We start from the raw sequence: 22058 nt of genomic DNA on the forward strand, positions 1-22058 counted from the left end.
GTGCATGCCACCAGGTGGAGAAGAAAGGGAGCGGTGGGAGATATGGAATCCATGAAGGACACCCAGGTGACGGTTCTCGTCGTCGATGATGAGCCGAACATCGTCGAACTGCTGGCGGTGAGCCTGAAGTTCCAGGGATTCACGGTGGCCACCGCCCGATCGGGGCAGGAGGCCCTGCGGGTCGCGCGGTCCTGCGAGCCGGACGCCTTCATTCTCGACGTCATGATGCCCGGAATGGACGGTTTCGAGCTGCTCGGGAAACTGCGCGCGGAGGGCTTCGACGGCCCCGTGCTGTACCTGACCGCCAAGGACGCGGTCGAACACCGTATCCACGGGCTCACCATCGGCGCGGACGACTACGTGACCAAGCCGTTCTCCCTGGAAGAGGTCATCACCCGGCTCCGGGTCATTCTCCGCCGGGGCAGGCTGCTCGACGACGGGGCCTCGGACGCGACCCTGAGCTACGCCGACCTCACCCTCAACGACGACACCCACGAGGTGACCAAGGCGGGCCGGATCGTCGATCTGTCCCCCACCGAGTTCAACCTCCTCCGGTACCTGATGCTCAATGCGGAGGTCGTTCTCAGCAAGGCGAAGATCCTCGACAACGTCTGGCACTACGACTTCGGCGGTGACGGCAACGTCGTCGAATCGTACATCTCCTACCTGCGACGCAAGATCGACACCGACGCGCCGCACCTCATCCACACGGTCCGCGGTGTCGGCTACGTGCTGCGCACACCACGGTCATGACCCGGGCCGGCTTCGGGGAGTGGCGGTCCCGCCTGTCGCTCCGGGTCCACCTCATCGTCATCGTCCTGCTCATGACGGCGACCGGGCTCGGCCTCTCGGCCGTGTTCGTCACCGAAGTGATGCGCAACTACATCTACGTGCAGGTCGACGAACAGCTCGAGGGTGCGCTCGGTGGCTGGGTGGGACGGGACATCCCGCGACTCGCCCCGGACGGCCCCCGCCTACCCAGCTCCTTCTACCTGGAGAAGGTCTACCCGGACGGCTCGAGCCTCACCTTCAACGACAACCCGGGCGCCCCTGACCTGGCGGGGGTGAAGCCCGGCGAGTACCCCGTCACGGTGGGGTCCGCACCCGGTCCCGGCGAGGACATCCGGTGGCGGGCGATCGCCGATTCCCGGGACGGGGTCACGACCGTCGTCGCCTACTCCCTGGCGCTCGAGACATCGATGCTCCGGTACCTGCTGTTCTTCCAGTTCGTCATCGGGGTGGTCGTCCTCGTGGCGGTCGGCGGCATCGCCCAGTGGATGGTCCGGAGGGCGTTCCGTCCGCTGCGGGAGGTGGAGACAACCGCCGTGGCCATCGCCGGCGGGGACCTGAGCCGACGGCTCCCCGAATGGCCGAGGACCACCGAGGTCGGGCAGCTCGCGGACTCCCTCAACACGATGCTGACCCGGCTGCAGGAATCCATTGACTCGGCGCGCAGGAAGGAGGAGCAGATGCGCCGCTTCGTCGGGGACGCCTCCCACGAACTCCGCACCCCGTTGACCGGGGTCAGGGGCTTCGCCGAGCTCTACCGCTCCGGGGCCACCCGGGACGCGGACATGGTGCTCGACCGTATCGAGCAGGAGGCCGGCCGGATGGGGGTCCTCGTCGAGGACCTCCTGGCGCTGACCCGCGCGGAGGAGGCGCCCATGGATCCCGTTCCCGTGGACATGCGACCGGTCTGCCTCGATGTCGTCACGACGATGCGGGTCGCCCACCCGGAGCGCGTCATCCGCGTGGTGGACACCACGACCGCGGACCCGGTCGTCGCGGGGGACCGGCAACGACTGCACCGGATCATCGGGAACCTGGTGGGCAACGCCCTGATCCACGCCGGCCCCGACGCCCGGGTCACCGTCGGCCTGGCGACCGGGGACGGTTCCGTCCTGATCACCGTGGCCGACGACGGCTGCGGCATGACGGAGGAGGACACCCGGCAGATCTTCGGACGCTTCTACCGGGCGGACGCCTCCCGGTCCCGGGCCTCCGGCGGCTCCGGGCTGGGGCTCGCGATCGTGAAGTCACTGACCGAATCCCACGGCGGGAACGTCAGCGTGCGCAGCGCTCCGGGGGAGGGGTCGGTGTTCACCGTGGAACTCCCGCTCAACGCGCCGGACTGACCGGCCGGTCCCCCGGCACGGGATCACCCGACGACCGTGCGGGGACCGGAGGTGCGGTCAGAGATCGAAGTCCGCGGTGTAGGGGCCGTCCCCGTCCCGGATCGTCTGGCAGGCCAGCGTCTGATCGTCGCCGATGTCGTAGGCGCTCAGCACGTGGTTGACCAGCATGTGCCCCGGACCTCCGGTGAGAGTGCACTGGCAGGCCCCACACTCGCCCTGCGTGCAGCTGAACGGCGCGGGGATGTCGGCGTCGAGGAGGGCGTCGAGGAGCAGCTGCTCCGCGGGCCAGCTGAATGGATGGTCGACCCCGTCGACGGTGGCGGTGTGGATCCCACCGGCGGGGTCCGCGGTCACAGGTTCTCCACCCGCCGCGAGGTCTCGTGCCCCGTCGCGCTGAGGTCCTGGTCGGCGTCCCCCGGGGCGGGCACGTCGTGCGGTTCGGCCGCCCCGTCCGCCAGCGCCAGGGCGACCTCCTCGGCGTGCGTCGTCAGCAGGGCATGCGAGGTGCCCCGCACCCACCGGACCTCGCCAACCTGTGAGGAGACGGGATCGACGATACGGTCGTTGTCCGAGACGATCGAGATCACGCGGAGGCCCTCGGGGATCGGGGCGTCGATCTCCGCGTCGCACATCAGCTGGACCAGGGAGGGGCCGGTCACGGCGGTGACGAGTGCCCGCACCAGCGGATTCCATGCGACCGGCTGGCCCCGGAAGCACGCCCCCAGCCCGACGAGGGTACGGACGCGACCGGCGAACTCCGGCAGATGCGCTAGGCGCAGGCCCATGAGGCCGCCGAGGGAATGGCCGACGATGTCGAACCGCTGGCCCGGCTCCAGCTCGTGCTCGAGGGTTGTGACGATGTCGAGGAGACACAGCTCGAGTCGATCCGTGCCGCGGTGTCCGAACTCCACGCCGATGACCCTCCGGCCCTCGTCCCTGAGACGGGCGGCGATGAGTGCGAAGTTGCCCGGGGAACTCACGGTTCCGTGGAGCAGCACCACCGGGACGTCCCCGGCGACCGGGGGGAGTGGCTCCGGGAGGACACCCCGGCGGGGTATGAGCAGAGCGAGGTTCACGGCCTCCCCTTCAACTGGAGATGGTGGGTCGCAGCGACTCGAGGGTCTCCGCGACGAGGGTGCGCACAATTCTGCTCCGCGGCATTTCCGTGTGCAACACCACCGCCCGGGGGTGGAGGTCCTGCAGCCAGATGTTCTCCACCCCGGGCCCGTCGAGGAAGCACGAGTCGGCGGGGACGACCGTGGAATCCGTCCGGGTGGCGACGCAGGTGTAGCTGACACCGGGCTCCGTGTCGCCGTCGGCGTTCAGCGCCGTGAGGAACGCCGATCCCGTGAACTGCTGACGTCCGGCCGGACCGAACACCGTCTCCGTCGCGCGGGTCGTCAGCTCGGCCTGCCGTTCGGTGAGCACCAGCGGCTTGAGCAGGCCCGCTTCCCGGATACCGTGGTTGGGGCTCGCCAGGCAGATCAGGTGCCGGACGTGGCGGGCACCGCCGAGCATCCGCATCCACCACCGGGCGAGCACCCCGCCCTGCGAGTGACCGACGAGGATCACCCGGTCCGCCCCGGTCGCGTGCAGGACCTGTGTGATGTAGGCGCCGACCTGGTCCGCGGAATCCTCGATCCGGTTCGTCGCCCGGTTTCCGTAGTCCGGGATGAACACCGCCCACCCCAGTGCCCGGAGTTGGGTGGTGAGATCCTCGAAGTCACCACTGGTGACGGTGGTTCCGTGGATGAGGACGACCGGCCAGGGCCGCTCCGGTGTGGGGCGGGCACGCCAGTCGTCCTCGACCCAGCCCCTGACCCGCAGCCGCGCACCGACCGGAACGGAGACGTCCAGTTCCGGGATCAGTCGCGGTAGTCGGGCGGAGAGATCCCTCAAGCGGGACGACCGTCATCATCGGTGCCGAGTGCGGCACGGAGCTTCGCCGCGGCGGCGTCCATCTCCGCCGGGTCTGTCTGATCGGCGGGGATCACGTGCCTGAAGTCGTAGTCGGCCATGCTCGAGGTGGGGAACACGTGGATGTGGGCGTGCGGAACCTCGAATCCGGCGATGATGTAACCGGCCCGGGGAACATCGAAGCACTCGGGGATCACCGCGCCCACCATCTGCGCGACCTCATTCAGGTGCCCCCAGGTCCGCTGGTCCAGGTCGGTCCAGCGGTCGACCTCCTCGACCGGGACCACCAGCACGTGCCCGTAGGTCAGGGGCTCGATGGTGAGGAATGCGACCGCCCTGTCATCGCGCCAGACGAACCGTCCGGGAATCTCGCCGTTGATGATTTTCGTGAATACGCTGCTCATGACAATCCAGGGTAGCGGCCCCGGGCCGCCCGCGCCGCCCACCGGTTCCGCCGGTTCCACGCTCCGGCGGAATCCTGCGACGGTAGGGTGGAGTTCATGCGAATCCTCGTCATCGGATCCGGAGCCCGCGAGCATGCACTGCTGCGTGGCCTGGCACAGGACCCCATCGGACCAGAACTTCACGTCGCCCCGGGCAACACCGGAATGGAGCCCCTGGCGACCCGACACACCGAACTCGACGGCAGACCGTTGAAGGTCGATGATCCGGCACAGGTCACCGACCTCGCACGCCGGATCGACGCCGACCTCGTGGTCGTCGGCCCGGAGATCCCGCTCGTGGCCGGTGTAGCAGACGCCCTGCGGGACGCGGGGATCGCCGTGTTCGGGCCCGGGCGGGAGGCCGCCCGCATCGAGGGCTCCAAGGCCTTCGCCAAGGACGTGATGGCCGCCGCGGGTGTCGCCACCGCACACGCCGAGGCGCTGGAACCCGGGGCCTCCGACGATGAGATCGACGCCGCCATCGACCGCTTCGGACCCGTCTGGGTGGTCAAGGACGACGGACTCGCCGGTGGCAAGGGCGTCGTCGTGACCCGCGACCGGGACGAGGCCGTGGCACATGTCCGTTCCGTCCATTCCTCCGGTAACCCGGTGCTCCTCGAGAGTTTCCTCGACGGGCCCGAGGTGTCCCTGTTCTGTCTCGTCGACGGCACCACCGTCGTCCCTCTCCTGCCCGCCCAGGACCACAAGCGGGTGCGGGACAACGACGAGGGCCCGAACACCGGCGGAATGGGTGCCTACGCCCCGCTTCCGTGGTTGCCGGACGGCGCCGTGGAACAGATCGTGCGCGATGTCGTGGAACCCGTCGCCGGGGAGATGGCGCGCCGGGGCTGCCCCTACTCGGGCCTGCTGTACGCGGGACTCGCGTGGGGAGCCGACGGCCCGGCCGTCGTCGAGTTCAACTGCCGCTTCGGAGATCCCGAGACCCAGGCCGTCCTCGCGCTGCTCGAGACCCCGCTCGCGGAGCTCCTGCGGTCGGTCGCGGACGGCACGCTGGCCGCGCAGCCGCCGCTCCGCTGGCGGGACGGGTACGCACTGACCGTCGTTCTCGCGGCCGAGGGCTACCCCGCTTCCCCCCGTTCCGGGGATGTCATCACCGGTGCCGACGTCGACGGTGTCCTGCACGCCGGAACGGCCCGCAACAGCGACGGCGAGCTCGTGTCCGCTGGTGGGCGGGTGCTGTCCATCGTCGGGACCGGCCCCGATCTGGTCGCCGCGCGGGAGGAGGCGTACGGCATCCTCCGGGGGATCACGATGGCCGGTGGCCACTACCGGTCGGACATCGCCGGGCCCGCTGTCGAGGGTCGCATCCGGATCTGACCCGTTCCGGGCCGAGGGGGTCTAGAGTTCTACGGCGTGAGCAGAACTCCCCAAAGACGCGGTTCGGGTCCCCCGCGTCGTCCCCTCAGCCCGGCCAGACTCGTGGCCGGCGCCTTCGCGGTCCTGATTACCTCCGGAACCCTCCTGCTCCTCCTTCCCGCGGCCCGGGCCGGGGACGGTGGGGCAGATGTCGTGACGGCACTGTTCACCGCGACCTCAGCGGTGTGCCTGACCGGCCTGATCGTCGTTGACACCGCCACCTACTGGTCCCACTTCGGACAGGCGGTCATCGTCGTCCTGATCCAGCTCGGCGGACTCGGGATCATGACCCTGGCGACGTTCACCTCATGGGTCGTCGCCGGCCGGATCGGGGTGAAGTCGCGGCTCAACGCCGCCGCGGAGGGTCGCGGGATCCACCTCGGTGACGTCCGCACCCTCCTCGTCGCCACAGTCACATTCACCTTCGTCGCCGAGTTCATCGTGGCCGTCCTCCTGACCCTCCGCTTCCGGTCCTACGGTTTCGACTGGGCGGCGAGTCTCTGGGAGGGCGGATTCCACGCGGTCTCGGCGTTCAACAACGCGGGTTTCGGACTGCGCAGCGACAACCTCGTGCCCTACGCCCGGGACAGCGGAATCGTGCTGCCCGTCGCCGGGGCGATCATCATCGGTGGTCTCGGCTACCCGGTGCTGCTGGAGATCGCACTGCGGACACGTCGCCGGTCCCAGGGCATCACCAGGTTGCCCCAGATGTCGCTGACGGCCCGATTCGCCTTGACCGGCACCACGATCCTGCTCATGATCGGCTGGATCGGCTACGCGGTGCTGGAATGGCGCGGGGTCTTCGCCGAATTCGGTGTCAGGGACAAGCTCCTCAACTCGTTCTTCCAGTCGGTGACCACCAGGACCGCGGGCTTCAACACCGTCGATCTCGGTGAGTTCCACCCCTCGAGTCTGCTGCTCACCGACGTACTCATGTTCGTCGGCGGTGGCTCAGGTGGTACCGCCGGCGGCGTGAAGGTGACCACCGTCGCCGTCCTTGTCGCCGTCGTCATGGCCGAGATCCGCGGTGCGGAACACGTCTCGGCCTACAGTCGCCGGATCCCGCAGCGGACGATCCGGCAGGCGCTCACCGTCATCGTCCTCGCCGGGGTGTCGGTGGCCGGGTCCATCGGGGTCATGCTGCTGCTCGCGCCCGAGATAGAGACGAACCGCATAGTCTTCGAGGTGGTCAGCGCATTCGCCACGGTCGGCCTGTCCACCGGAATAACAGCGGACCTGCCCGCGGCGGGCCAGCTGCTTCTCGTCCCGCTCATGTACGCCGGCCGTATCGGCCCGATCACGCTCGTCGCGGCGCTCGCAGCCCGCAACCGCAACGGCATCCTCTACTCACATCCAGTCGAAAGGCCCCACATTGGTTAGCTTCCTGCAACGCCGCTCACTGCCCCCCGTCGTCATCCTCGGCCTCGGGCGTTTCGGTATGGCCCTCGGGGAGGAGCTCGTCGCCTCCGGCGTCGAGGTTCTCGGGGTCGACGACCGGGAGGACGTGGTCTCCACCGCGGCCGGCATCCTCACCCACGCCACCATCGCGAACACAACCAACATCGAGGCCCTGCGCCAGCTGTCGGTGCACGAATGCCAGCGTGCCGTCGTCGGTATCGGATCCAACATGGCGGCCTCCCTGCTCACCGCCTCCGCCGTCATCGAGCTCGGTGTCCCCAACGTGTGGGCGAAGGCGGACGGTGACGCGCACGCGAAGATCCTCACCCAGATCGGGGTCCACCACGTCATCCGGCCCGAACGGGACACAGGGCGCCGGATCGCCCACCTCATGACGGGCAACGTCGAGGAGTACGCCGAGTTCGACCGGGACTTCGCCGTCGTCAAGCTCGCACCACCGATGTCGATGCTGGGGAAACAGATCAGCGCCGTACCCCCGGGAATCCACATCGTCGCGGTCAGGCACCCCGGGGCCCGGTTCGTAGTGGCGCGAACCGATGAGACCATCCGGTCCGGTGACCTCGTGATCGCGGCCGGTGACCCCGAGGTGCTGGAGGCGTTCGTCGCGGCGGGCTGACCCACCCGAACCGGTTGTTCCGCAGAACCGATGCGGCCTGTCGTGCGATAATGGCCGCGTGCCCGCAAAGAAGAAGATCGCCAACGTCCTGTCCACCCGCTACGCCTCCACCGAGCTGACCAACCTGTGGAGCCCCGAAGCCAAGATCATCATGGAGCGCCAGCTCTGGATCGCGGTCATGAAGGCCCAGAAGGACCTCGGGGTGGACATCCCCGCGGATGCCATCGCCGCATATGAGAAGGTCATCGACCGGGTCGACCTGGAATCGATCGCCGAGCGAGAGCGCGTCACCCGCCACGACGTCAAGGCCCGTATCGAGGAGTTCAACGCCCTCGCCGGACACGAGCAGATCCACAAGGGCATGACCAGCCGGGACCTGACCGAGAACGTCGAGCAGCTGCAGATCCACCGCTCCCTGGAGCTCGTCCGGGACAAGGCTGTCGCCGTCATCGCACGTATCGGGGAGCGCGCCGCGGAGTACCAGTCGGTCGTCATGGCCGGACGCTCCCACAACGTCGCCGCCCAGGCCACCACCCTCGGCAAGCGGTTCGCCTCCGCCGCGGACGAGATGCTCGTCGCCGTCGAACGCACCGAGGGGCTGCTCGCCCGCTACCCGCTGCGCGGCATCAAGGGCCCGATGGGAACCGCCCAGGACATGCTCGATCTCATGGGCGGCAACGAGACGAAGCTCGCCTCCCTGGAGACCCGGATCGCCGATCACCTCGGATTCTCCCGGGTGTTCGACTCGGTCGGGCAGGTCTATCCGCGTTCCCTCGACTTCGACGCGGTCTCCGCCCTCGTCCAGCTGGGTGCGGGTCCCTCGTCCCTGGCGCACACCATCCGGCTGATGGCCGGGAACGAGACCGTCACCGAGGGCTTCAAGGAGGGGCAGGTCGGTTCCTCCGCCATGCCGCACAAGATGAACGCCCGCTCCTGCGAGCGGGTCGGCGGATTGCAGATAATCCTCCGCGGCTACCTCACCATGCTCGCGGACCTGTCCGGCCAGCAGTGGAACGAGGGCGACGTGTTCTGCTCCGTCGTGCGCCGGGTCGCGCTGCCGGACGCCTTCTTCGCGCTCGACGGACAGTTCGAGACCTTCCTCACCGTACTCGACGAGTTCGGCGCCTTCCCCGCGATGATCGACCGCGAGCTCGAGCGCTACCTGCCGTTCCTTGCCACCACCCGCATCCTCATGGCCGCCGTCCGCGCGGGTGTCGGCCGCGAGACCGCCCACGAGGTGATCAAGGACAACGCCGTGGCCTGCGCCCTGAACATGCGGGAGAACGGCGGGGAGCAGGACCTGGTCGAGCGTCTGGCCGTCGACGATCGGCTTCCTCTCGACCGGGCACAGCTCACCGAGGCTCTGGCCGACCGGCACGCGTTCATCGGCGCCGCGGAGAGCCAGGTCTCCAGGGTCCTCACCCGGATCCAGGACCTGGTCAACCGGTATCCCGTGGCGGCCGCGTACCGTCCGGGCGAGATCCTCTGACAGTCGCCGGGACGCCGGCGCACAGCTGACTGACAGGATCCCGCAAGCACATTCGGGGTTCGACGCGCTAGATTCGTCGGCATGATCGAACTACCCGCCATCCCGCTCACGGGGCCCGTCGCTGTAGCGGTGACCGTTTTCGTCCTCGCGGCAGCCGGCGTCCTCGCGGCCGTGGGGGCCCGCAGGTCCGAACTCAGGCGCCGGACCCTGTGGGCGGCCGTCGCGGGCCTCGCGCTCACCGTTTGCTCCTGGCTGATCATCGAACACGTCTGGCGGCCGTTCCCGGACTCGCTGCCCTTCCGGATCTATCTCGCCGGTTCGGTGGCGTTCTTCGTCGTCGCCGCTCTGGTGCTGCAGAAGGGCAGGCGGCTGATTCTGGTCATCCCGGCGGTTCTCGGGGTGGCGGCCACGGCGGCGGTGGTCAACCAGATCTACCAGAGCTATCCCACGCTGCGGTCCCTGGATCCGTCCCCCGTCGCGGTGCAGATGAGCTACCCGGAGTTCCGGGATCTGACCCGGGCCCCGCAGATCAAGGGCCATGACGCCGCCGCACTCGTCACCCTCCCGCTGGATGCGACGGAATCGAAGTTCACGCACCGCGACGCGATCGCCTGGATCCCCCCGGTGTACTTCTCCGACCCCGAAGTGAAGCTTCCGGTCATCGTGCTGCTCGCCGGGAACCCCGGGGCCCCGGACCAGTGGTTCAACGCCGGTGGTGCCAGTGACACCCTCGCGGACTACCAGGCCCGGCACGGCGGCGTCACCCCGATCGTGATCAGCGTGGACGGCACCGGGAGCTTCGGCGCGAATCCGCTGTGCATCAACGGTGAGCGGGGACAGGTCCAGACCTGGCTCGCCGTCGACGTCCCCGCGGGGATCCGGGAGAAACTGCGGGTCGACCCCGACCAGTCCCGGTGGACGATCGGGGGACTGAGCTACGGTGGGACGTGCTCGCTGCAGGTTCTGGTCAACCATCCGGACTCCTACGGCGCCTTCCTCGACTACTCCGGGCAGGCTGAACTCGGCACCGGCAACCACAGGGAGACCGTCGACGAGTACTTCGGCGGCAGCGAACTCTCCTTCATCCGGGCGAACCCCGCGGATCAGCTGGCCGAGGCCATCAGGGAGGGATCCACCGCCTACACCGGGATCGCCGGACGTTTCGTCGCCGGTGAGGACGACCACGAGGCGATAGAGGACCTGAAGATGATGCAGAAGGTGACCAGTGACGCGGGGATGCAGACCGAGTTCCTGACGGTCCACGGAAGCCACGACTACAAGACCTGGCGCAACGCGTTCCGGGAGACCCTCGACTTCGCGGCCCAGCGGGGTGGTCTGAACCGATGACCGGAGTGACACGGGAAACAGAACGACGGAACACGCCACGGACTGTGGGACGCAGTGCCGTACGTGGTGTGTCGACCGGCATCCACTGGGCGGGAGCTCTCCTCGTCGGTGCACCGGTCACCCTCGCCGCGCTCGTCATCAACTGGCTGCTGTTCATCATCTGGAGAGGTGACGGCAACGCGTTGGAGGACGCGTTCGGCGCGGCCGCCCCGAGTCTCCACCCCTGGGCGGTACTCACCGCGGGTCTGACCGGACCGACGGTGTCGACCGTGGTCCTCGGCTCACTGGCGCTGGTGTCCCTGGGGCTGCTGGCCGAAAGGCGACTGGGCAGTTACCGGTACGCCATCGCCGCGGTCGTCATCCAGGCGTTCGCGGTGATCGTCGGGCTCACCGCGGCGCAGGCGGTCGTCGCCACCGGTAGTCACTGGGGTGGGATCCTCGACGGCCAGCACACCCTCACGCCGGTGTCCTGGACGTTCGGAACCGCGGCGTTCGCCTCGGCCTGGATGAAGGCTCTCTGGCGGCGCAGGGTCCGGGCCGTCGTCCTCGCTTTCTCCCTGACCCTGTTCCTCTACTCCGGGATCGTCGCGGACTTCGTGCGTCTCGCGGCGGTGATCATCGGGCTGCTCATCGGGCAGTGGCTGGTGGAGCGTTCCCTCCGGTTGGGATCCATCTCCTTCCGCGAGGGCCGGACACTGCTCGCGATCGCGATGCTCGCCGTCGCGGTCGGCCCCCTCGTCGCGGGACTCAACCCCGATTCCGCGGGCCCCTTGTCCGGTGTGGCGGTCCTGACCTTCGATCCGGGCATAAGCCCGCGTCACGCCCTCGAGATCTGCGGTGCCCAGCCGAACTCGATGGCCTGCGCCGAGGCGACGAATGAACTACGGGAGTCGGGGCTCGGTCCGTTCCTGCTCAACCAGCTTCCGGTCATTCTCATGGCCGTCATCGCCCTCGGGATCTCCCGCGGACGGCGGCTCGCGTTCGGGGTCGCCCTGCTCACCCTGTCCGCGACCGTCGTTGTCCTGACCCTCGAGATGCTGGCGCTCTTCGAGGAGTTCGGTGGTGGCGTGTACGCCTGGTCGAGTCTCGCCGGTGTCGTTTTGCCGTGGGTCGTCATCCTCGCACTGCTGGTCCGCTACCGTCGGCTCTTCCGGGTCCGTGTGCACCGGGGTGCCGTGCACGCCCTGATCCGCAGGATCCTGCTGCTCCTCCTCGGTACCGGGATGGCGTGGATCCTGGGTGCCTTCCTCCTCCGGGACGACTTCCTCCCGCGGGCGGAGCTACCGTCGATCCTCCGCTCCTGGCTGTCGCACTACATACCACCGGTGCTCGGCGACAACATCGACCACAATCTCATTCCGGTCGGGGAACTGAGCTGGATGCTGTCAGTCTGGATCGGTGTCATCTTCTGGGCCGGGGCCACCGTCGCGTTGTACGCCGCAATGACCTCCGCGGAGAACCCGGGAGATGTGCGCAGTCGTGCCCGTGCGGCGGAGTTGCTCGGGTCGGGCACCGGCGACCACCTCTCCGCGATGACGATGTGGCCCGGCAACCGGTACTTCCTCACCGATGACGGATACGTGGCCTACCGGGTGCACGCCGACGTGGCGGTCACCGTCGGGGAACCGGTCGTGACGGGGGACACTGACCCGCAGGATCTCGCCCGCCGCTTCGAGGACTTCGCGGCCAGCCGTGGCCGCCGGGTCGCCTGGTACTCGGTCCGCGCCGGGTTCGCGGAGGCCCGTGCTTCCGCGGACTACCAGGCGGTGCAGGTGGCCTCGGAAGCCGTCTGCGACACCACCGCGGTCGAGTTCCGGGGCAAGAAGTTCCAGGACGTCCGCACGGCGCGGAACCGCGCCGGGAAAGAGGGGATCCGGGCGGAGTGGACATCGTGGAATGAACTCACTCCCGGGGTCCGGGAGCAGATCATCGAGCTGAGCGAGGAATGGGTCGCGGACAAGGCGCTGCCGGAGATGGGTTTCACCCTCGGTGGCGTCAATGAGATCGTCGCCCCGGATGTCGCACTGATGCTCGCCCTCGACGGGGATAACCGGGTGCACGGGGTGACGAGCTGGTTGCCGGTGCGTCGCGAAGGTGAGGTCGTGGGGCGGATGCTGGACTTCATGCGTCGGGACACCGAGGGGTTCCGACCGGTCGTGGAGTTCCTCATCGCCGAGACCATGCTGCAGGCCCAGTCGGACGGACTCGAGTGGATCTCCCTGTCGGGAGCCCCCCTCGCCCATACGGGGGCGGTGGACACAGGTGGGGTCGCGGCCGTGCTGGACCGCGTCGGCGCGTTCCTGGAGCCCCTCTACGGGTTCAAGTCGCTGGCCGCGTTCAAGTCGAAGTTCCATCCCCGACACGAGTCCTGGTACCTCTGCTACCGCGATGAACTTGCGTTGCCGTCGATCGCGGTGGCGGTCGGACGGTGCTATGTGCCACAGATGGAGGTCAGCCAGGCCGTTCACGTGGCGCGGGTATGGGCACGGGGCTAGACTGTGTCCACATGCGCCCCGAACTCTCCCAGTACAACCACCTCTCAGCGGGAAAGGTCCGCGAGATCTACGAGATCGACGATGACAACCTGCTGATGGTCGTGTCCGACCGCATCTCCGCGTACGACCACATCCTCGAGACGGAGATCCCCGACAAGGGCCGCATCCTGACGGCGATGAGCGTCTGGTTCTTCGACGCCATCGATTTCCCGAACCATCTCGCGGGCCCCATCGACGACGAGCGGATCCCGGAGGAGGTCCTCGGCCGGGCTCTCGTGTGCCGGAAGCTGGAGATGATCCCCTTCGAGTGCGTGGCCCGTGGCTATCTCACCGGCTCGGCGCTGACCGAGTACCAGGAGACCGGGTCGGTCTGCGGGATCGAGCTTCCGGAGGGGCTGCGGGAATCCTCCCGACTCCCGCAGCCGATCTTCACCCCGGCGACCAAGGCCGAACTCGGGGACCACGACGAGAACGTCACCTTCGAGGAGGTGGCCGAGCGTCTCGGTGAGGCCCGTGCGACGGAACTCCGGGACGCGACGCTCGCCATCTACACCCGTGCCGCCGAGCTCGCCCTCGAGCACGACCTGATCCTCGCGGACACCAAGTTCGAGTTCGGTGTCGACGAGGACGGCAGCCTCGTGCTCGCCGACGAGGTGCTGACCCCGGATTCCTCCCGGTACTGGCCCGCGGACGACTACGAGGAGGGCAAGGTCCAGCCCAGTTTCGACAAGCAGTTCGTCCGCAACTGGCTCACGGGCCCGAAGTCCGGGTGGGACAAGTCCTCGAACACACAGCCGCCACCACTGCCCGGTGGTGTCGTCGAGGCCACCCGGGAGCGCTACATCGAGGCGTACGAGCGGGTGTCCGGAGAGAAGTTCGGTAACTGGATCGGATCCTGCGTCTGACCCGGCGGGCAATGCCCGGAGCCCCGCCGGGGACCGTTGAAAACGGCCCCGGCGGGGCTCTTCCCGTCACACCCCCACAATATTGTCTACTACGCCACATTCTCCCTGATTAGTTAAGTCACACCTTCCTTAGGGGAGGCTCAGCTGGTAATAATGATGCGGTACAAAAATTGCCGCCCCGCACCGTCAGAGAGTGGGACGGCAACCGTTTTCTCTCACCAGCAGGAGAACCATGAAGTTGCACATCAAGTCAGCGGGCGCGGCACTGGCCGCAGCAGCCCTCGTCCTCGCCGGATGCGGCGGTGCCGACGATGACGCCGCCAAGGACGGGGCCGCCGGCTCCGCGGACAGGTCCACGGAGTCCTCGTCGGAGAAGGAGAGCACGTCAGCACGTGAGGCGTCAGACGGTGGGATCACCATCACCGACGTCGAGGGACGCACCGTCACCTTCGATTCCCTCCCCGAGCGGATCATTCTCGGTGAGGGCCGGGGCGTGTTCGCCACCGCCATCCTCGACAAGGACGATCCGCTGGACAAGGTTGTCGCCATGGGCTCCGATCTGAAGAGCGGCGCCCCGGGCTACTACGAGAACCTCGTCGAGGCGTACCCCAGGGCCGGCGAGGTCCCGGAGATCGGAAACATCGCCAAGGGTGACGTGACGGTGGAGAATCTCGTGTCCTACCAACCGGACGCCCTCGTGATCACCGCAGACCACTACTCCGCGGCCAAGACCACCGGCATGCTCGACAAGATCGACGCCGCCGGAATCAAGTACATCGTCACCGACTTCCGTCAGCACCCGATGACGAACACCACCGTCTCGGTCACCGCGCTGGGTGAACTGCTCGGCAAGGAGGACGCGGCCACCTCGTTCAACAAGGAGTGGAACTCCGTCGTCGACCGCGTGAAGGAGCGGGTGGCTGAGACGGACTCCCGACCGTCCACGTTCCTCTGGCGCGCCGCAGGCCTGAAGGACTGCTGCGCCACCTTCGGCAAGGCCAACCTCGGTGAGATGATCACCGTCGCCGGTGGCGACAATCTCGCCGACCACATCATCGACACCGAGTCCGGTGACATCACCGCCGAGAAACTCATCGACGAGCAGCCGGAGATCATCATCGCCACCGGCGGCACCTGGTCGAAGCAGAACGACAAGCCGCAGGCGGTCCCCCACGCCGATCTCGGTTACGGCGTCAGCGAGGAGACCTCCCGCGACACGTTGAGGGGCCTGCTGGAGACACCCGGCCTGAGCGAACTCGACGCCTCGGGAGACGGCAGGTTCTACGGCGTCTGGCACCAGTTCTACGATTCCCCCTTCAACTACATCGCACTCGAGCAGTTCGCCAAGTGGATTCACCCGGAGAAGTTCGACGATGTCGACCCCGCAGCGGACTGGGATGACGCGAACAGCAAGTACCTCCCGTTCCCGGCCGACGGCACGTTCTTCATCGGGATCAACTGACCCCGGAACCGTCCGAAAACGTGAATTCCCGGAAAACCGTCATCCCGTCGGGACCGCCTCCCGGCGGGGTGCACGCATCCCCGTCAACCGCGCCGGGCGTCGGCGACATCGTCGCCGACCACCGCAGAACCGCCAGATTCCGGTGGTTCGTCATAGCGCTCCTCACCGTGCTCGCCGTCGGTGCATTCATCATCTCCACCATCGTCGGGCCGATAGACCTCAGTGTCCGTGACGTCATCGTCGGCCTGGTCAACCCGGATTCCCTCGACTCGACCGGACGCACCGTCCTCTGGCGTCTGCGCCTGCCGATGTCGGTGATGGCCGTCCTCGTCGGTATGGGACTTTCACTCGCAGGTGCCCAGATGCAGACCATCCTGGGGAACCCTCTCGCCGAGCCCTTCACCCTCGGGGTGTCGGCCGCGGCGGCGTTCGGCGGTGCAGCGGCGATCGTCCTCGGTGTCGTCATCATCGATCAACCCCAGTTCAACCTGGCCGCGACGGCGTGGGTGGCCGCCATCGTGGCCACCGGTCTCATCGTCGTGGCCAGCGTGGTCAGGGGGGCGAGTGCCGAGACGATGATCCTTCTCGGTATCGCCCTGGTGTTTCTCTTCCAGGCTCTGCTCGCTCTCATGCAGTACCGCGCCACCACCGAGGCACTCCAGCAGATCGTCTTCTGGACGATGGGGTCCCTGACCCGCGCCACCTGGGCGGGCAACACCATCATGGCCGTCGTGCTGGGCGTCTCCCTCCCGATCTTCGGGGTGCTGTCCTGGCGGTTGACCGCCCTGCGTCTCGGCGATGCGCGGGCGACGGCGATGGGGGTCAACGTCGCCCGGCTCCGTGTGGTCGTGCTCGTCATGGTCTCCCTGATCGCCGCCACCACGGTCGCGTTCTCCGGGGTGATCGGATTCGTCGGTCTCGTCGGTCCGCATGTCGCCCGCACCCTGGTGGGGGAGGATCAGCGCTACTTCATCCCCGCCTCGCTCGCCGCGGGCGCGCTGATGCTCTCGGCGGCGCACGCCGTCAGCCTCATCATCGTTCCGGGAGTGGCCATCCCCATCGGCATCATCACCGCACTCGTGGGTGTCCCGAGCTTCATCGCCATCATCATGTCCCGGAGGAGGTCGATGTGGTGAACGACAACCGTGGCTCCCGCGTTGTTCTCGAACTGTCCGGCCTCACCGTCGGGTACGGGCGCAGGCGCGTCATCGAGGATTTCACCGCGACCCCCGTTTCCGGTGGGCATGTCGTCGGGCTCCTCGGTCCGAACGCATCCGGTAAGTCGACGCTGATCAAGTCCATCGCCGGCATCCACGGGACGGTCGGGGGGACCATCCGCGCGCGGGTGGACGGCGTGACACGCGACGGGCGTTCCCTGCGCCGGATCGTCGGCTACGTACCTCAGGACCTGCCTGACACCGCGGCACTGACGGCGTTCGAGACGGTACTGATCGCCGCACGTCGGGCCCGCAGTGTCCGGGGCATCGACATCCCCGCCGTGGAACTGGCGGGTCGGGCGATGACGGAACTCTCCATCGGGGAGCTCGCCGGCAGATACATCTCCGAACTGTCCGGCGGGCAGCGTCAGCTCACCGCGGTGGCTCAGATGCTCGTCGCACGACCCGACGTGATGCTGCTCGATGAGCCCACGTCCGCGCTCGACCTGCACCGCCAGCTGTTCCTGCTGGAGATGATCAGACGCCGGGCCGCGGAGAGCGGTGCAGTGGTGCTCATGGCCATCCACGACATCAACCTGGCGGCCCGCTTCTGCGGCGAACTGCTGGTGATGAAGGACGGTCGCGTCGTCGCACAGGGGGAGCCCCGCACGGTTCTCACCCCGGAGCTCCTGGCCGAGGTGTACGGCGTGGATGCGGAGATCCTCGACCACGGTGGAGTCCCCGTGGTCGCCCCGGTCGCGGTCTGAGCCCCGGGCCGGCCGATCTCCGCCCCGGGCAGCGAGAGAACGGCGCCCACCCCCGGCCGGGAGGTGGGCGCCGTTCTCGTGGTGGCCGCTGCACGGTCGGCGTGCACCGGCGATGGATCAGGCCGCGGTCGTCGTCAACGGCACATTGAGATCGAACACCGCCACGCCGATGGTCATCACGAGGACCGTGATCAGGACCAGGGCGATGAGGTTCAGCCAGATACCCGTCTTGACCATGTTGTTCATGGACACGTAGCCGGAGCCGTAGGCGATGGCGTTCGGCGGGGTGGCCACGGGCAGCATGAAGGCGGAGGTCGCGGCCAGCGCGACCGGGATGGCCAGGTACATCTGGTTCATACCCAGTCCGACGGCGACGCCACCGACGACGGGAAGGAATGTGGCCGCGGTCGCGGTGTTGGACGTGAACTCCGTGAGGATCAGGACGATACCGGCGACCACGAGGATCAGCAGGAAGATCGGCAGGCTGTCCAGGTATCCGACACGGGTACCGATCCACTCGGAGAGTCCGGTGCCGGAGAACTGCTTGGACAGCGCCAGTCCACCACCGAAGAGCAGGAGCACGCCCCAGGGCAGCTCGAGGGCGGTGTGCCAGTCGAGCAGCGGTGTGCCCTTCTTCAGGTCCGCGGGGATGATGAACAGCAGGATACCGACGACCATGGCGATCACGGCGGAGCTGAAGTTGTCCGCGAAGGTCGAGCCCTTGAACAGCAGCGGGATGCCGATCCAGGATGCCGCGGCGAGAACGAAGATGACTCCGACGAGCTTTTCACCGGTGGACATCGACCCCATGGCCTCGAGCTCCCGGTTCATCATCTCCCGGCCGCCCGGGATGTGGTCGACCTCGGGCTTGAACAGCACCTTCACCAGGACGAACCAGCAGACGAGCATGAGGACGACGGCGAGCGGCACTCCGACGAGCATCCACTCACCGAAACCGATGGGATGTCCCTGATCCGCCATGTAGCCGGCGAGCAGCGTGTTCGGCGGGGTACCGATGATGGTGCCCAGCGAGCCGATGGACGCGGCGTAGGCGATGCCCAGCATCAGGGCGATACCGAAGTTCGTCTTCGGCGGCTCCGCCGGGCCGCCCTCGGAATCGTCCAGGGCGGCGGGATCCTCGCCCAGTTCGCGGCGCTTGTCGGCGTCGAGGCTGTTGTTGATCAGGGTGAGCACGGAGACACCGATGGGCAGCATCATCACGGCGGTCGCGGTGTTGGACACCCACATGGAGAGGAAACCCGTGGCGATCATGAATCCGAGGATGATCGTCGCGGAGGAGGTCCCCATCATCTTGACGATGTGCAGGGAGATGCGCCGGTGCAGATTCCAGCGCTGCATCGCGAGCGCCAGCATGAACCCGCCCATGAACAGGAAGATCACCGAGGATGTGTAGGCGCCGGAGAACTCCTTGATCTGGGCCACGTTGAAGGCCGGGAACAGCACCAGCGGCAGGAGCGCGGTGATCGGGATCGGGATCGCCTCCGTCATCCACCACGCACCCATCAGGACGGCGATGGCCGCGGTGGAGCGCATCTCGTGGGTGGTGGATTCCTGGGGCATGATCCAGTAGACCAGCGCAGCCAGGACCACACCGGCGATGAGCCCCACCCGCTGCCGGATCACCTCCTTGCGCTCCGCGGGTTCGGCCAGCTGCCCCGGGGACTTCTCGGGTGCGCCGGGACCGATGTCGTGGTGTTCGAACGGGTCGACGTCACCATGTGACTTCGCTGAGAGATAGGGGTGCGACACGATGGACTCGTGGTCGCCGATGTTGTCGATCGGTTTGGACATGGTGCCTCTTTCAACTGTGTGCGTCACAGCGGGTGCCTGCTGGTGGTCGGTGTTCCACTACGACAGCGGAACCGGGCATCCGGACCGGGGCCGTCATCTGGTTCCGGGGGCGCGGTGCAGGTACTCCGTCTGCTTCCGGGGCGAGACGGTGTTCAACCTAAATGTAACGTGAGAGCCTGTTTGACAGGTAACAATCGACTCTGCAGTATGGCTCCGGTCTCTGAGGTGTGGCGAAACCGGTGGTCAGTGCTACCTAAAACTGAAATGTCGGGGGTGGCTAAAGGGGGGTTTATTTTCCTGTGCTTATGCTGTCGATCAGCTGACAAGGGAACGCGGTGTGATTCTCCGCGCCCACTGGTCGGGCGGGCGGAACCGGACCGGCGTTCGACGGGGTCGGCGGGTAGCATCGGCACAATGGACACCGCAGATTCCGGAGTACGACAAGCCGACGAAACGAACACCGCGCAGCCGCCGCTGGCGGCCCGGCACCCGATCATCCGGGAGCACCACGGTTACCGCCTCGTGGACGACTACGAGTGGTTGCGGGACAAGGAGTCGGAGGAGACCCTCGCCCATCTGCGTGCGGAGAACGCCTACACCGACGTGATGACCGCCGATCTGGACGCTCTGCGGGAGAACATCTTCACCGAGATCAAATCCCGTGTGAAGGAGACGGACATGTCCGTCCCCACCCGTTCCGGCGGGTGGTGGTACTTCGGGCGGACCGTCGAGGGGTCGAGCTACGGCATCTCCTGCAGGGTTCCCGCGGAACCCGGGGCCGACGCCTGGGTGCCACCGGTCGTCCCCGAGGACGGCACGCTCGAAGGGGAGACGGTCATCCTCGACTCCAACGAACTCGCCGAGGGGCACGAGTTCTTCGCCCTCGGGGCGTCGAGTGTGACCCGTTCAGGCCGCTACCTCGCCTACTCGGTGGACACCACCGGCGACGAGCGCTTCACCCTCCGGATCAAGGACCTCCGGACCGGTCAGCTCCTCGAGGACCGACTGGAGGGCATCTCCTACGGTGCGACGTGGGTGGGGGAGGACTACATCTTCTATCAGCGTGTCGACGAGGCCTGGCGTCCGGACTCCGTCTGGCGGCACAGGGTGGGTACCCCGATGGAGCATGACGTACGGGTGTTCCACGAGCCGGACGAACGGTTCTGGACCGGCGTCGGGACCTCCCGCAGTGAGAGATTCGTGATCATCAGCACCGGGTCCAAGACCACGAGCGAGACCTGGGTGCTGGACATGGACGACCCGACGGGTGAGTTCCGGTGTCTGCTCCCACGCGAGAACGGAATCGAGTACGACGTCGACCACGCGGTCATCGGGGGTGAGGACCGCTGGCTGGTCACCCACAACGCCGACGGGCCGAACTTCGCGGTCGGGGAGTGCGCCGTCGGTGAATTCACTGACCTGCGCTCGCTGCGCCAGCTGGTGCCGCACCGTGACGACGTCCGGATCGAGGGCGTCGACACGTACCGCGACTTCATCGTCCTCGCCTACCGCGCCGGGGCCATCGGCCGGGTCGCGGTCATGCGGCTGGATGGCGCGGACGGGTACGGCACCTTCGAGGAGATCCGCTTCGACGAGGAACTGAGCAGTGTCGGCGCCGGCGGGCAGCCCGAGTGGGACGCCCCCGTCATCCGGCTCAGCTACACCTCCTTCGTCACCCCGGCGCAGCTGTACAACTACACCGTCGCGACGGGCGAACGGGTGCTGCTGAAGGAACAGGAGGTCCGCGGCGGCTATGACCCGCGGGACTACACGGCGACCCGCCTGTGGGTCACGGCCCGCGACGGCGCCCGGATCCCCGTGTCCCTCCTGCACCGCACCGATCTCGACCTGACCCGTCCGAACCCGACGCTGCTCTACGGGTACGGGTCCTACGAATCCTCCATGGACCCGGGCTTCTCGGTGTCCTGGCTGTCGATGCTCGACCGCGGCATGATCACCGCCTTCGCCCACATCCGCGGCGGCGGGGAGATGGGCCGCCTCTGGTATGACAACGGCAAGACGATGTCGAAGAAGAACACCTTCACCGACTTCATCGATGTCGCGGACGACCTCCTGGACCGGCGCGTGACCACCCGCGACCAGCTCGTCGCCCTCGGGGGGTCCGCGGGCGGCCTGCTCATGGGCGCGGTCGCGAACATGGGCGGCGACCGGTTCCGGGCGATCGAGGCGATCGTGCCGTTCGTCGACCCCCTGACGAGCATGCTGATGCCGGAACTGCCGCTCACCGTCACCGAGTGGGAGGAATGGGGGGACCCGCTGCACGACAAGACCGCGTACGAGTACATGGCCTCCTACGCCCCCTACGAGAACATCGGGGCCAGGCCCTATCCGAACATCCTCGCCGTGACCTCGCTGAACGACACCCGGGTGCTCTACGTCGAACCGGCGAAGTGGATAGCGAAGCTCCGCGTCACCGCGACGGCGGGCGAATTCCTGCTGCGTACGGAGATGTCCGCGGGGCACGGCGGGGTCTCCGGCCGCTACGAGCGCTGGCGGCAGACCGCGTTCGAGTACGCCTGGCTGATCAACCAGGCGACGGGCCGCACCGAGTGACCCGCAGTGATGCGTGCCGACATCCGTTCATGCCCGGGTGGCTTGGGACCGTCGACCCCGCATGGGGGTGATTGAGGGGGTTGTCGGGCAGGGGTATCTGCTGGTATACCCCCTGAATACAGCGTTTTTGCTGCCGGGTCTGA

18 protein-coding genes are annotated in these 22058 nt (G+C 67.6%); 13 read left to right on the top strand and 5 right to left on the bottom strand.

What is annotated here, in order from left to right:
* Positions 1-42 precede the first annotated feature (42 nt).
* Together KRX55_RS10945 and KRX55_RS10950 are read left to right on the top strand one after the other, a co-directional pair.
* Entirely contained in the window at positions 43-753 is a 711-nt protein-coding gene (locus KRX55_RS10945) for a response regulator transcription factor (protein ID WP_218407766.1), read from the top strand.
* Positions 750-2135, top strand: coding sequence for a sensor histidine kinase (locus KRX55_RS10950; RefSeq protein WP_218407767.1), 1386 nt, complete (start codon positions 750-752; stop codon positions 2133-2135). The genes KRX55_RS10945 and KRX55_RS10950 overlap by 4 nt, the downstream gene beginning before the upstream one ends.
* 57 nt (positions 2136-2192) lie before the next feature.
* Here the strand turns inward: KRX55_RS10950 and KRX55_RS12105 are convergent, their stop codons facing one another.
* The 4 genes from KRX55_RS12105 to KRX55_RS10965 are packed head-to-tail and all read right to left on the bottom strand — an operon-like array spanning position 2193 to position 4456.
* The gene (locus KRX55_RS12105) at positions 2193-2489 is read right to left on the bottom strand and encodes a 2Fe-2S iron-sulfur cluster-binding protein (protein ID WP_370625837.1); all 297 of its coding nucleotides are present in this window, start codon (positions 2487-2489) and stop codon (positions 2193-2195) included.
* Positions 2486-3211, bottom strand: a complete 726-nt coding sequence (locus KRX55_RS12110; RefSeq protein ID WP_370625838.1) for an esterase/lipase family protein — start codon at positions 3209-3211, stop codon at positions 2486-2488. Before KRX55_RS12110 ends, KRX55_RS12105 begins: the two co-directional genes overlap by 4 nt.
* Before the next feature lie 10 nt (positions 3212-3221).
* A complete protein-coding gene (locus KRX55_RS10960; RefSeq protein ID WP_255567783.1) occupies positions 3222-4034 on the bottom strand; it encodes an esterase/lipase family protein in 813 nt (270 codons plus the stop codon).
* Positions 4031-4456, bottom strand: a complete 426-nt coding sequence (locus tag KRX55_RS10965; RefSeq protein WP_218407768.1) for an HIT family protein — start codon at positions 4454-4456, stop codon at positions 4031-4033. The genes KRX55_RS10960 and KRX55_RS10965 overlap by 4 nt, the downstream gene beginning before the upstream one ends.
* A 96-nt stretch (positions 4457-4552) precedes the next feature.
* On the opposite strand from KRX55_RS10965, the gene purD reads away from it, so the two are divergent.
* The 10 genes from purD (at position 4553) to KRX55_RS11015 (ending at position 17529) form a co-directional block, all read left to right on the top strand.
* Positions 4553-5833, top strand: coding sequence for a phosphoribosylamine--glycine ligase (gene purD / locus KRX55_RS10970; protein ID WP_218407769.1), 1281 nt, complete (start codon positions 4553-4555; stop codon positions 5831-5833).
* A gap of 36 nt (positions 5834-5869) precedes the next feature.
* Positions 5870-7252 carry a TrkH family potassium uptake protein gene (locus KRX55_RS10975; protein ID WP_370625839.1) on the top strand — a complete coding sequence of 461 codons (1383 nt, stop codon included), beginning with the start codon at positions 5870-5872 and terminating at the stop codon, positions 7250-7252.
* Positions 7245-7907, top strand: coding sequence for a potassium channel family protein (locus KRX55_RS10980; protein WP_200256660.1), 663 nt, complete (start codon positions 7245-7247; stop codon positions 7905-7907). Before KRX55_RS10975 ends, KRX55_RS10980 begins: the two co-directional genes overlap by 8 nt.
* Before the next feature lie 58 nt (positions 7908-7965).
* On the top strand, positions 7966-9396 hold the full coding sequence (gene purB / locus KRX55_RS10985) for an adenylosuccinate lyase (RefSeq protein WP_218407770.1): 1431 nt from the start codon (positions 7966-7968) through the stop codon (positions 9394-9396).
* Positions 9397-9477: 81 nt separating this feature from the next.
* Positions 9478-10743, top strand: coding sequence for an alpha/beta hydrolase (locus tag KRX55_RS10990; RefSeq protein ID WP_218407771.1), 1266 nt, complete (start codon positions 9478-9480; stop codon positions 10741-10743).
* A 68-nt stretch (positions 10744-10811) separates the two neighbouring features.
* On the top strand, positions 10812-13238 hold the full coding sequence (locus KRX55_RS12115) for a bifunctional lysylphosphatidylglycerol flippase/synthetase MprF (protein ID WP_218407772.1): 2427 nt from the start codon (positions 10812-10814) through the stop codon (positions 13236-13238).
* A gap of 11 nt (positions 13239-13249) precedes the next feature.
* On the top strand, positions 13250-14143 hold the full coding sequence (locus KRX55_RS11000) for a phosphoribosylaminoimidazolesuccinocarboxamide synthase (RefSeq protein WP_200256668.1): 894 nt from the start codon (positions 13250-13252) through the stop codon (positions 14141-14143).
* Between the two features lie 232 nt (positions 14144-14375).
* Positions 14376-15605, top strand: a complete 1230-nt coding sequence (locus KRX55_RS11005; RefSeq protein WP_218407773.1) for an ABC transporter substrate-binding protein — start codon at positions 14376-14378, stop codon at positions 15603-15605.
* A 152-nt stretch (positions 15606-15757) separates the two neighbouring features.
* A complete protein-coding gene (locus KRX55_RS11010) occupies positions 15758-16741 on the top strand; it encodes a FecCD family ABC transporter permease (RefSeq protein WP_370625842.1) in 984 nt (327 codons plus the stop codon).
* Positions 16735-17529, top strand: coding sequence for an ABC transporter ATP-binding protein (locus tag KRX55_RS11015; protein ID WP_370625840.1), 795 nt, complete (start codon positions 16735-16737; stop codon positions 17527-17529). Before KRX55_RS11010 ends, KRX55_RS11015 begins: the two co-directional genes overlap by 7 nt.
* A 117-nt stretch (positions 17530-17646) precedes the next feature.
* On the opposite strand, the gene KRX55_RS11020 is transcribed toward KRX55_RS11015, so the two are convergent.
* Positions 17647-19341, bottom strand: a complete 1695-nt coding sequence (locus tag KRX55_RS11020) for an SLC13 family permease (protein ID WP_218407775.1) — start codon at positions 19339-19341, stop codon at positions 17647-17649.
* A 414-nt stretch (positions 19342-19755) separates the two neighbouring features.
* Between KRX55_RS11020 and KRX55_RS11025 the strand changes: the two genes are divergently transcribed.
* On the top strand, positions 19756-21915 hold the full coding sequence (locus KRX55_RS11025) for a S9 family peptidase (protein ID WP_218407776.1): 2160 nt from the start codon (positions 19756-19758) through the stop codon (positions 21913-21915).
* Positions 21916-22058: the final 143 nt, after the last annotated feature.

The sequence above is a fragment of the Corynebacterium sp. TAE3-ERU16 genome (genome assembly GCF_019209935.1).
GTDB lineage: Bacteria > Actinomycetota > Actinomycetes > Mycobacteriales > Mycobacteriaceae > Corynebacterium > Corynebacterium antarcticum.